The sequence below is a fragment of the Streptomyces sp. NPDC049687 genome (assembly GCF_044465285.1).
In the GTDB taxonomy this organism is placed as follows: Bacteria; Actinomycetota; Actinomycetes; order Streptomycetales; family Streptomycetaceae; genus Streptomyces.
Genome location: NZ_JBITLN010000009.1, coordinates 391738 through 403271 on the forward strand (window position 1 = coordinate 391738; position 11534 = coordinate 403271).

Below are 11534 nucleotides of genomic sequence, written 5' to 3' on the forward strand. Positions count from 1 at the left end.
CTGTGTCGGCAGGACGGAAAGACGCAGGGGGACCTCGGTGAAACTCGTGATCGGTGACCATTGGCGGGAGGCGGTCCGCTTCGGCCCGGACACGCAGGCCCGGCACATCCTGTGGCCCGCGTCCTTCCCGGACACACCCCGGGCCCGGGTCCCCGCGCACGCACTGGCGGCGCTGCTCTTCGTCACCGCGATGTGCGAGGCCTACCTGCTCTGGTACTGGGCCGACAACCACCAGCTGCACGTGTGGGACCGCCACGCCGCCCTGTGGCAGACGTCGGTGATCATGGCCGCACCGGTCCTGCTGATGGGCGCGGTACTGAAGGGCGCCCTGCGCGGCTGGAAGGGGGCGTGGTACAACCTGCTGACCGCCGCTGCGTGGATACCGACGGTCCCCGCGACCCTTCTCGTCCTGCTGCTGGTGTCCCAGCAGACCCGCGGCACCTACTGCGAGGGTGGGGCCCACCCGCCCGAGCATCCGCTCCCGGACCATGCGGTGCCCCTCTGCATCGCGCTGGCGCTGGCAGCCGGATCATCGGCCTCGTGGCTCGTGTGGCTGATCTCGCGCCGCCGTGCACGGCCCGAGGACCTGTACAGGGTGTGGCTTCTCGCGCTCCTCGTCACCCTCGTGGTGACCCTGGCACCGTGGCTGGAGTCGGCCGGGACCTGCCGCACCGGGGCCTGACCACAGCCTCTCAGTCGAGCAGCCCGAGACGCAGGGCGTTCGTCACCGCGGCGGTCCGGTCGTCGACTCCCAACTTGCCGAAGGCGCGCAGGAGATGGGTCTTCACCGTCGACTCACCTATGAAGAGTCGCCGCCCGATCTCCGCGTTGGTGCAGCCCTCCGCCACCAGCCGCAGCACCGCCGTCTCGCGCGCCGACAACCGCGGCCGCTCCGGTCTCACCCGCAGCTGGTCGACCAGCCGTGCCGCCACCGAGGGCGCCAGGACCGTCTCCCCGCGCGCCGCCGCCCGTACCGCCTCCGCCAGCTGCCCCCGCGGCAGATCCTTCAGCAGGTAGCCCGCCGCCCCGGCCTCCACCGCCCTCAGGATGTCCCGGTCCGTCTCGTACGTCGTCAGGACGATCACCCGGCAGGGCAGCCCCGCCTCCGTCATCCGCACGATCGACTCCACGCCCCCGCCGCCCGGCATCCGCAGGTCCATCAGCACGATGTCCGGGCGCAGTTCGGCGGCCAGTGCCTCGGCCCGCGGCCCGCTCTCCGCGTCGGCGACGACCTCCAGGTCCGGCTCGGCGCTCAGCATCGCCCGCAGCCCCTCCCGTACGACGGGGTGGTCGTCGGCCAGGACGATCCGGATCACGGGGCCTCACTCCTCGCCCGGGCGGGGACGGGCAGCCGGACGGTCACCGTCGTGCCCTCCCCGGGCATACTGCACAACACCGCCGTCCCGCCCACTTCCGCGGCCCGAGCCCGCAGCCCCGCCAGACCGTAACCGTCCGGGACGACGACCGGGTCGAAGCCGCGGCCGTCGTCCCGCACCGACACCGTCAGACCGCTCTCCTCGTACGCCAGAGAGATCACCACCCGGACCGGACTTCCCGCGTGCCTACGGGCATTGGTCAGCGCCTCCTGGCAGGAGCGCAGGGCCACCACCTCCGGCCCGGCCGGCAGCGCGCGCACCGCGCCGGTGACGTCCAGGACCGCCGAGTGCCGCTCGGCCAGCCGGCGCAGCGCGTCCGGCAGGGAGGTCCCGGCCAGGTCCGCGGGGGCACCGCCGGCGACCAGGGCACGCGCCTCGGCCAGGTTCTGACGGGCCGTCTCGTCCATCAGCCGCAGATGGCGCCGGGCCTGCGCCACATCCGTCTCCAGCTCCGCCTCCACCGCCTGCGTCAGCATCAGCAGGCTGGTGAACCCCTGGGCGAGCGTGTCGTGGATCTCGCGCGCCATCCGTTCCCGTTCCGCGAGCGCGCCATGGGCGGCCGACAGCCGGGAGACCTCGTGGCGGCTCGCGTCCAGCTCCGCGATCAACGCCGCCCGCTCCTGGCTCTGCTCGATGATCCTGATGATCCAAGTGCCGATGGCCACCGCGAACACGAAGGACACCACGGCGAACAGTACGTTGAAGAAGACGTCCTGGTCACTGGGCCACCACAGCAGCGCCCAGCCCATCACGGGCAGGAGGGTGAGGACGGCCACGGCCACCAGCGCCTGCCGCATCCGCAGCGTCATGAAGCACTGGGGGACCAGCGCGAAGGTCATCACACGGGTCTCGCCCACGAACACCGCCGCCGGCAGGAACAGCGTCATCGCCGCCACGAGGTAACCGAGGGCCCGGCGCGTGTCCGGCGGATCCTCCCGCAGCAGGGGGCGCCCCACCCGGACGAACAGGGGGACCAGCAGCACCAGCAGCGCCGCCGCGACCACGCGGACCGGCCACCCGGGACGCCCGGCACCGAGCACGAACACCAGGGTGGCCAGCCAGATGAGCGCGAAGTAGCTGTCCCAGAGCCGGAACGAGCGTTCCCAGGTGTACGCGCTCGCGGCCTGAGCGGCACCGCTCATCCGTCGCGCCGGTTCTTCCAGCGGAAGGTCAGCAGACACAGCGCCAATCCTCCGACGCACCAAGCCCCCAGCACCAGGGCGGTGCGTCCGAACTCCCAACTGCCCGCCTGCTCCAGGACCCGAGCCGACTCCGGCAGGAACACACCGCGCAGCCCCTGGCACATCCACTTCAGCGGGAACAGCGCACCGATGTTCAGCATCCAGTCGGGGATGGTGTCGATGGAGATGTACACCCCGGAGATGAACTGCAGTACCAGGAACGGCAGGACGACCACGGAGGACGCGCTCTTCCCGGACTTCGGCACCGAACTGATCGCGATGCCGAGCAACGCGCACGCCGTCAGCCCGAGCACGAAGATCCAGGCCAGGCCGAACCACCGGCCGGGGTCCGAGGGGAGATCGACGTCGTACAGCGTCGTGCCGGCCAGCAGCAGGATCGCCGTCTCCAGCAGGCCGGTGACCAGAACCAGCCAGATCTTGCCGAGGAAGTACGCCGCCGACGGCATGGGCGTGCCGCGAAGCCGGCGCAGCACCTTCTCGTCCCGCTCGATCGCGATCGAGATGCCCAGCGACTGGAAGCTCGTCGACATGATCCCGGCGGCCATCATCGCCGGGACGTACAGTTGCGAGGCGGTGATGCCGGCTCCCTCGACGTCGTCGGTGAAGATCGAGGCGAACAGGAAGAGGAAGACCACCGGGAAGGCGAAGGTGAACACCACCTGGTCGCGCTGCCGGAAGAACTGCTTCAGTTCGAGGGCGCCCCGGTGCAGGCCGAGCGTCCAGGCGCCGGGCAGGCGGGAGGAGGCGGTCTCGGTCCGTGCTGCCGCGAGGATCGTCATCGCGTGTCCTCCTGGTCTGTCTGTCCGGTCAGGTGCAGATACACGTCCTCGAGCGTGGGGCGGGTCACCGTGAGCCCCGGGATCTCGCCGTCGAAGCGGCGCGTCAGCTCGGCGACCGTGCGCGTCGGGGTGTCCGTACGCGTGGTGCGCGCGGTGCCGTCGGGTTCGGTCCAGGCGACCGTCGCGCCGGTGCCGTAGCGCTCCCGCAGGGCCGCCGGTTCGCCCTCGGCGACGACCCGGCCTCGGGCGACGACCGCGAGCCGGTCGGCGAGCGCCTCGGCCTCCTCCAGGTAGTGGGTGGTGAGCACGATCGTCGTGCCCTCGTCGGAGAGGGTGCGGATCAGCTCCCAGAACTGCCGGCGGGCCGCCGGGTCGAAGCCGGTCGTGGGCTCGTCCAGGAGCAGCAGGTCCGGGTCCCCGATCACGCCCAGAGCCACGTCGAGCCGTCGGCGCTGGCCACCCGAGAGCGTCTTCGTCCGGCTGTCCGCCTTCGCCTCCAGCCCCACCAGGGAGATCACCTGCTCCGGGTCGCGTGGCCTCGGGTAGTAGCGCGCGAAGTGCCGTACGGTCTCGCGGACCGTCAACTCCGCGGGCGCCGATTCGTCCTGCCAGACGATTCCCACCCGGGCGCGCCACGCGCGGGTGCCCGTCGCCGGGTCGGTGCCCAGCACCCGCACCTCGCCGGCGTCCCGGCTGCGGTGCCCCTGCAGGATCTCCACCGTGGTGCTCTTGCCCGCGCCGTTCGGTCCGAGCAGGCCGAAGACCTCGCCCGCGCGGATTCCCAGGTCGATGCCGTCCACAGCGGTCACGTCCCCGTACTGCTTGCGCAGCCCCCGAACGTCCACCGCGAGCTCGTTCGCGTCTGTGGTCATGCCGAGAGCGTCGTCCGGAACCGAACACGCCGGGACGACCGGGCGTACTTCCTTATGTCCACCGAACGGTGGACACCGGCTCCGGTGCGGCACAATGGCCCTGCCCGAAGATGGTCCAGCCCTCAAGTGACGGATCGGCGTGATGAGCAAGACGACAGTCAAAGACGTCTCCACGGAGTCCGAGCCCGAGCGCGCCGCCGCGTCCGAGCCCCGGACGGTGGGCGGCAGCCGAGCGTTCGCGATTCTGCTGCTGATCACCGGTGCGGCCGGGCTGCTCGCCGCGTGGGTCATCACGATCGACAAGTTCAAGCTGCTCGAGGCCAAGGTGGCGGGCACCACCTTCACGCCCGGCTGCAGCCTGAACCCCGTGGTCTCCTGCGGCAGCGTGATGGAGTCCAAGCAGGCCGCCGCCTTCGGCTTCCCCAACCCGATGCTCGGGCTGGTCTGCTACGGCATCGTCATCTGCGTCGGCATGAGCCTGCTGGCCCGCGCCCGCTTCCCGCGCTGGTACTGGCTCACCTTCAACTTCGGCACGCTCTTCGGCGTCGCCTTCTGCACCTGGCTGCAGTTCCAGTCCCTGTACCGGATCAACGCCCTGTGCCTGTGGTGCTCGCTGGCCTGGGTCGCCACGATCACCATGTTCTGGTACGTGACCTCCTTCAACGTCCGCAACGACTTCCTGCCCGCCCCGCGCTGGCTGAAGAGCTTCTTCGGCGAGTTCACCTGGGTCGTGCCCGTGCTGCACATCGGGATCATCGGCATGCTGGTCCTGACCCGCTGGTGGGAGTTCTGGACCAGCTGAGCCGCGCTCCCACGGTGCCGGTGGGATTGTCGGTGGCGTCATTTAGGGTTTCAGCGTGGAGCCCGACCTGTTCACCGCCGCAGCGGAAGACCGCCAGGAGAAGGACCCCGCCGGGAGCCCCCTGGCGGTCCGGATGCGCCCGCGCACCCTCGACGAGGTCGTGGGCCAGCAGCACCTGCTGAAGCCGGGCTCACCCCTGCGCCGTCTCGTCGGCGAGGGCGCCAAGGGCCCGGCCGGCCCCTCGTCCGTGATCCTCTGGGGGCCGCCCGGCACCGGCAAGACGACCCTGGCGTACGTCGTGTCGAAGGCGACGAACAAGCGGTTCGTCGAACTCTCCGCGATCACCGCCGGCGTCAAGGAGGTCCGCGCGGTCATCGACGGCGCCCGCCGGGCCATCGGGGGCTTCGGCAAGGAGACCGTCCTCTTCCTCGACGAGATCCACCGCTTCAGCAAGGCCCAGCAGGACTCCCTCCTCCCGGCCGTCGAGAACCGCTGGGTGACCCTGATCGCGGCGACCACGGAGAACCCGTACTTCTCCGTGATCTCCCCGCTCCTGTCCCGGTCCCTGCTCCTCACGCTGGAGCCCCTCACCGACGACGACCTGCGCGGCCTCGTCCGGCGCGCCCTGGCCGACGAGCGCGGCCTCAAGGACGCCGTCACCCTTCCCGAGGACGCCGAGGCCCACCTCCTGCGCATCGCCGGCGGCGACGCCCGCCGCGCCCTGACCGCCCTGGAGGCCGCCGCCGGAGCCGCCCTCGACCAGGACGAGCGCGAGGTCAGCCTCCGGACCCTGGAGCAGACGGTCGACCGGGCGGCGGTGAAGTACGACCGCGACGGCGACCAGCACTACGACGTCGCCAGCGCCCTCATCAAGTCCATCAGGGGATCCGACGTCGACGCCGCCCTGCACTACCTGGCCCGCATGATCGAGGCCGGCGAGGACCCCCGCTTCATCGCCCGCCGTCTGATGATCTCCGCCAGCGAGGACATCGGCCTGGCCGATCCCCATGCCCTGCCGACAGCCGTCGCCGCCGCCCAGGCCGTCGCCATGATCGGCTTCCCCGAGGCCGCCCTCATCCTCAGCCACGCCACCATCGCCCTCGCGCTGGCCCCCAAGTCCAACTCCGCGACGACCGCGATCGGCGCCGCCCTGGACGACGTACGCAAGGGCCTCGCGGGGCCCGTCCCGCCGCATCTGCGCGACGGGCACTACAAGGGCGCCGCCAAGCTCGGCCACGCCCAGGGGTACGTGTATCCGCACGACCTGGCGGAGGGCATCGCCGCCCAGCAGTACGCCCCGGACGCGATCAAGGACCGCGAGTACTACTCCCCGACCCGGCACGGCGCGGAGGCGCGGTACGCGGACGCCGTGGAGTGGACCAGGAAGCACCTCGGTCGCAAGGGGGACTGAGCACCCTGTAGACTCGCCCGAAGTGCCGCGTCCCGTGCAGTCAGAACGGGACAGCCGGCCGGAGACCCGGTCCCCCGGACCGGGCTCCAGGAGCGTCGCGCACCGTCGAAGGTGTCGCGGGCAGCCCACCACCACCCGAGGTTCCGGGACCGGTCGGTGGGCCACTCGCGTGCTGCACGTATGTGCCCAGACCAGGGGAGCGGCTGCCCACCCGGTCCGCAGTCCGCAAGGACGGGGACAGGGCGGGATTCCCCGGCTGCGGATGCGACCTCTCTCCACCCTGACAAGCCGAAACGAAGAAACGAGATTAGGACAGTGGCGAACCAGTCCCGCCCCAAGGTCAAGAAGTCGCGTGCCCTCGGCATCGCGCTCACCCCGAAGGCCGTCAAGTACTTCGAGGCCCGCCCCTACCCGCCGGGTGAGCACGGCCGTGGCCGCAAGCAGAACTCGGACTACAAGGTCCGTCTGCTCGAGAAGCAGCGTCTGCGCGCGCAGTACGACGTGTCCGAGCGCCAGCTCGTCCGCGCCTACGAGCGTGCCTCCAAGGTCCAGGGCAAGACCGGTGAGGCCCTGATCATCGAGCTCGAGCGCCGCCTCGACGCCCTGGTCCTGCGTTCGGGCATCGCCCGCACCATCTACCAGGCCCGTCAGATGGTCGTGCACGGCCACATCGAGGTCAACGGCCAGAAGGTCGACAAGCCGTCGTTCCGCGTCCGTCCCGACGACGTCGTGATGGTCCGCGAGCGCAGCCGCGAGAAGACCCTCTTCTCCATCGCCCGTGAGGGCGGCTTCGCCCCCGAGGGCGAGACCCCGCGCTACCTCCAGGTGAACCTCAAGGCCCTGGCGTTCCGCCTGGACCGCGAGCCGAACCGCAAGGAGATCCCGGTGATCTGCGACGAGCAGCTCGTCGTCGAGTACTACGCCCGTTGATCCTTCAGCGGCCGTAGGACACCTGCGCCCAGGCCCGTCGCTCCCCTGCCCCTCCGGGCAGGCGGGACGGCGGGCCTTCGCGCACCCCTAATCCGGTGCGGAACCGCGGTGTCGGCGCGATAGGCTCGGAACCCAATCGATTTCGCCGAAGAGCGGGAAGCAGGTGCACGGTGTCCGGTGGTGAGGTGGCCGGGATCCTGGTGGCCGTCTTCTGGGCGATCCTGGTCTCCTTCCTCGCCGTCGCGCTGGCGAGGCTGGCCCAGACGCTCAGGGCGACCACCAAGCTGGTCGCGGACGTGACCGACCAGGCCGTCCCGCTGCTGGCCGACGCCTCCGCGGCGGTGCGCTCCGCGCAGACCCAGATCGACCGGGTCGACGCGATCGCCTCCGACGTCCAGGAGGTCACGTCGAACGCCTCCGCGCTCTCGACGACCGTCGCCTCCACCTTCGGCGGCCCCCTGGTCAAGGTCGCCGCCTTCGGGTACGGCGTACGCCGGGCCCTCGGCGGTCGCAAGGAGGACGCGCCCGCCGGCAAGCCCCGGCGTACCGTGATCGTGGGCCGGACGGTCTCCCGGCGGGAGAAGTGGAACGCCCGTGGAAAGAGGGACTGAGAGCCAGCCATGTTCCGCCGTACGTTCTGGTTCACCACCGGCGTCGCCGCCGGTGTGTGGGCCACCACCAAGGTCAATCGCAAGCTGAGGCAGCTGACCCCCGAGAGCCTCGCCGCGACCGCGGCCAACAAGGCACTCGAGACGGGAGCGCGCCTCAAGGACCGCGCGGTGGGCTTCGCGCTCGACGTCCGCGACAACATGGCCCAGCGGGAGGCCGAACTCCAGGACGCGCTCGGCGTCCACGAGGACCCCGAACTTCCCGCGCCCCGGCGGTTCGCCGCCCTCGAGAACCCCACCAACCCGCAGCACCGCACCAACCCGAAGTACATCGAGAACACGACGTACTCGTACAACCGGAATGAGGACCACTGATGGAGTCGGCCGAGATTCGCCGCCGTTGGCTGAGCTTCTACGAGGAGCGCGGGCACACCGTCGTCCCTTCGGCGTCGCTCATCGCGGACGACCCGACTCTGCTCCTCGTCCCCGCCGGCATGGTCCCCTTCAAGCCGTACTTCCTCGGTGAGGTCAAGCCGCCGTGGTCGCGCGCCACCAGCGTGCAGAAGTGCGTGCGCACGCCCGACATCGAAGAGGTCGGCAAGACCACCCGCCACGGCACGTTCTTCCAGATGTGCGGCAACTTCTCCTTCGGCGACTACTTCAAGGAAGGCGCCATCAAGTACGCCTGGGAGCTGCTCACCACGCCCCAGGACAAGGGTGGTTACGGCCTGGAGCCGGAGCGCCTGTGGATCACCGTCTACCAGGACGACGACGAGGCCGAGCGCATCTGGCACGAAGTGGTCGGGGTGCCGAAGGAGCGCATCCAGCGCCTCGGCATGAAGGACAACTACTGGTCCATGGGCGTCCCCGGCCCCTGTGGTCCCTGCTCCGAGATCAACTACGACCGCGGCCCCGAGTTCGGCGTCGAGGGCGGCCCGGCCGTCAACGACGAGCGGTACGTGGAGATCTGGAACCTCGTCTTCATGCAGTACGAGCGTGGCGAGGGCATCGGCAAGGACAACTTCGAGATCCTCGGCGAGCTCCCGAGCAAGAACATCGACACCGGCCTCGGCCTGGAGCGCCTCGCCATGATTCTGCAGGGCGTGCAGAACATGTACGAGATCGACACCTCCATGGCGGTCATCGAGAAGGCCACCGAGTTGACCGGCGTGGCCTACGGCGACGCCCACGACTCCGACGTCTCCCTGCGCGTGGTCACCGACCACATGCGGACGTCGGTGATGCTCATCGGCGACGGCGTGACCCCCGGCAACGAGGGCCGCGGTTACGTGCTGCGCCGCATCATGCGCCGCGCCATCCGCAACATGCGCCTCCTCGGCGCCACCGGCCCGGTCGTCAAGGACCTCATCGACACCGTCATCGGGATGATGGGCCAGCAGTACCCGGAGCTGGTCACCGATCGCGAGCGCATCGAGAACGTCGCCCTCGCCGAGGAGGCCCGCTTCCTCAAGACCCTCAACGCCGGTACGAACGTCCTGGACGGTGCCGTCACCGAGACCAAGGCCTCCGGCTCCTCCGTGCTGCCCGGCGACAAGGCGTTCCTGCTCCACGACACCTGGGGCTTCCCGATCGACCTCACCCTCGAGATGGCCGCCGAGCAGGGGCTGTCCGTGGACGAGGACGGCTTCCGCCGCCTGATGAAGGAACAGCGGGAGCGCGCCAAGGCCGACGCCCAGGCCAAGAAGACCGGCCACGCCGGTGTCGGCGCCTACCGTGAGATCGCCGACAAGTCCGGCGAGACCGAGTTCATTGGCTACGCGGACACCGAGGGCGAGTCCACGGTCGTCGGCATCCTCGTCGATGGCGTCTCCTCCCCGGCCGCCTCCGAGGGCGACGAGGTCGAGATCGTCCTCGACCGCACGCCGTTCTACGCCGAGGGCGGCGGCCAGATCGGCGACACCGGCCGGCTCAAGGTGGCCTCCGGCGCCGTCGTCGAGATCCGCGACACCCAGAAGCCGGTCCCGGGCGTCTACGTCCACAAGGGCGTCGTCCAGGTCGGCGAGGTGACCGTCGGCGACCTCGTCCAGGCCACGATCGACTCCCGTCGCCGCAAGGCCATCGCCCGCGCCCACTCGGCCACCCACCTCACCCACCAGGCTCTGCGCGACGCCCTCGGCCCGACGGCCGCGCAGGCCGGTTCCGAGAACCAGCCCGGCCGCTTCCGCTTCGACTTCGGCTCGCCGTCCGCCGTTCCCACGGCCGTGATGACCGACGTCGAGCAGAAGATCAACGAGGTGCTCGCCCGCGACCTCGACGTGCGCGCCGACATCATGGGCATCGACGAGGCCAAGAAGCAGGGCGCCATCGCCGAGTTCGGCGAGAAGTACGGCGAGCGCGTCCGCGTGGTGACCATCGGTGACTTCTCCAAGGAGCTGTGCGGCGGCACCCATGTGCACAACACCGCCCAGCTGGGCCTGGTGAAGCTGCTCGGCGAGTCGTCGATCGGCTCGGGTGTGCGCCGTATCGAGGCGCTCGTCGGCGTCGACGCCTACAACTTCCTCGCCCGTGAGCACACGGTGGTCGCCCAGCTCCAGGAGCTGGTCAAGGGCCGTCCGGAGGAGCTCCCGGAGAAGATCTCCGCCATGCTCGGCAAGCTCAAGGACGCCGAGAAGGAGATCGAGAAGTTCCGCGCCGAGAAGGTCCTCCAGGCCGCCGCCGGTCTCGCCGAGTCCGCCAGGGACGTCCGCGGCATCGCCGTCGTCACCGGTCGGGTCCCGGACGGTACGACCCCCGACGACCTGCGCAGGCTGGTGCTCGACGTGCGCGGCCGGATCCAGGGCGGACGGGCCGCCGTGGTGGCCCTGTTCACGGTCAACAACGGCAAGCCGCTGACGGTCATCGCCACCAACGAGGCCGCCCGCGAGCGCGGTCTCAAGGCCGGCGACCTGGTCCGTACGGCCGCCAAGACCCTCGGCGGCGGCGGGGGCGGCAAGCCGGACGTAGCCCAGGGCGGTGGCCAGAACCCGGCCGCCGTCGGCGAGGCCGTCGAGGCCGTCGAGCGGCTCGTGGCGGAAACGGCCAAGTGAGTCCAGCCATGCGAAGGGGCCGTCGACTCGCGATCGACGTCGGGGACGCCCGGATCGGGGTCGCCTCGTGCGACCCCGACGGGATCCTCGCCACCCCGGTGGAGACGGTCCCCGGCAGGGATCTCCCGGCGGCTCACCGCCGGCTGCGGCAACTGGTCGAGGAGTACGAGCCGATCGAGGTCGTCGTCGGTCTCCCTCGCTCCCTCAAGGGGGGCGAGGGCCCGGCCGCGGTAAAGGTTCGAGGCTTCGCCCAGGAGCTCGCGAAGGGCATCGCGCCCGTGTCCGTCCGGCTGGTGGACGAGCGGATGACGACGGTGACGGCCAGTCAGGGACTGCGCGCCTCAGGCGTGAAGTCCAAAAAGGGCCGGTCGGTGATCGACCAGGCGGCCGCTGTGATCATCCTTCAACAGGCCCTCGAATCCGAACGGGTGTCAGGTAAAGCACCGGGCGAGGGCGTCGAAGTGGTCATCTGATCGCGATACGGTAACGTTCCGCGTCGATGCGGCG

12 protein-coding genes are annotated in these 11534 nt (G+C 70.5%); 8 read left to right on the top strand and 4 right to left on the bottom strand.

Going from position 1 to position 11534, the window contains the following annotated elements; genetic code table 11:
- Positions 1 to 37: 37 nt before the first annotated feature.
- The gene (locus ACIBVL_RS28075; RefSeq protein WP_399101075.1) at positions 38 to 682 is read left to right on the top strand and encodes a hypothetical protein; all 645 of its coding nucleotides are present in this window, start codon (positions 38 to 40) and stop codon (positions 680 to 682) included.
- Positions 683 to 692: 10 nt separating this feature from the next.
- On the opposite strand, the gene ACIBVL_RS28080 is transcribed toward ACIBVL_RS28075, so the two are convergent.
- From ACIBVL_RS28080 to ACIBVL_RS28095, 4 genes are read right to left on the bottom strand one after another with little or no spacing between them, the layout of a single operon-like run.
- Complete coding sequence (locus ACIBVL_RS28080; protein WP_399101077.1) at positions 693 to 1316, bottom strand: response regulator; 624 nt, start codon at positions 1314 to 1316, stop codon at positions 693 to 695.
- Positions 1313 to 2518, bottom strand: a complete 1206-nt coding sequence (locus tag ACIBVL_RS28085; protein ID WP_399101078.1) for a sensor histidine kinase — start codon at positions 2516 to 2518, stop codon at positions 1313 to 1315. Before ACIBVL_RS28085 ends, ACIBVL_RS28080 begins: the two co-directional genes overlap by 4 nt.
- Entirely contained in the window at positions 2515 to 3357 is an 843-nt protein-coding gene (locus tag ACIBVL_RS28090; protein WP_399101080.1) for an ABC transporter permease, read from the bottom strand. The genes ACIBVL_RS28085 and ACIBVL_RS28090 overlap by 4 nt, the downstream gene beginning before the upstream one ends.
- Positions 3354 to 4229 carry an ABC transporter ATP-binding protein gene (locus ACIBVL_RS28095; RefSeq protein ID WP_399101082.1) on the bottom strand — a complete coding sequence of 292 codons (876 nt, stop codon included), beginning with the start codon at positions 4227 to 4229 and terminating at the stop codon, positions 3354 to 3356. Before ACIBVL_RS28095 ends, ACIBVL_RS28090 begins: the two co-directional genes overlap by 4 nt.
- 142 nt (positions 4230 to 4371) lie before the next feature.
- Between ACIBVL_RS28095 and ACIBVL_RS28100 the strand changes: the two genes are divergently transcribed.
- From ACIBVL_RS28100 to ruvX, 7 genes are all read left to right on the top strand, one after another.
- Positions 4372 to 5031 carry a vitamin K epoxide reductase family protein gene (locus ACIBVL_RS28100; protein ID WP_399101084.1) on the top strand — a complete coding sequence of 220 codons (660 nt, stop codon included), beginning with the start codon at positions 4372 to 4374 and terminating at the stop codon, positions 5029 to 5031.
- 55 nt (positions 5032 to 5086) lie between these two features.
- The gene (locus ACIBVL_RS28105) at positions 5087 to 6442 is read left to right on the top strand and encodes a replication-associated recombination protein A (protein WP_399101086.1); all 1356 of its coding nucleotides are present in this window, start codon (positions 5087 to 5089) and stop codon (positions 6440 to 6442) included.
- 315 nt (positions 6443 to 6757) lie between these two features.
- Positions 6758 to 7372, top strand: a complete 615-nt coding sequence (gene rpsD / locus ACIBVL_RS28110) for a 30S ribosomal protein S4 (RefSeq protein ID WP_015661793.1) — start codon at positions 6758 to 6760, stop codon at positions 7370 to 7372.
- A 170-nt stretch (positions 7373 to 7542) separates the two neighbouring features.
- A complete protein-coding gene (locus ACIBVL_RS28115) occupies positions 7543 to 7983 on the top strand; it encodes a DUF948 domain-containing protein (protein ID WP_399101088.1) in 441 nt (146 codons plus the stop codon).
- A gap of 9 nt (positions 7984 to 7992) precedes the next feature.
- Positions 7993 to 8355: a hypothetical protein gene (locus ACIBVL_RS28120; RefSeq protein WP_399101090.1), complete on the top strand. Its 363-nt coding sequence runs from the start codon at positions 7993 to 7995 to the stop codon at positions 8353 to 8355.
- Positions 8355 to 11027: an alanine--tRNA ligase gene (gene alaS, locus ACIBVL_RS28125; protein WP_399101092.1), complete on the top strand. Its 2673-nt coding sequence runs from the start codon at positions 8355 to 8357 to the stop codon at positions 11025 to 11027. The genes ACIBVL_RS28120 and alaS overlap by 1 nt, the downstream gene beginning before the upstream one ends.
- Positions 11028 to 11035: 8 nt before the next feature.
- Positions 11036 to 11500 (top strand): Holliday junction resolvase RuvX, encoded by a 465-nt coding sequence (gene ruvX, locus ACIBVL_RS28130; protein ID WP_399101094.1) that lies wholly within the window; start codon positions 11036 to 11038, stop codon positions 11498 to 11500.
- The last annotated feature ends 34 nt before the right edge of the window (positions 11501 to 11534 follow it).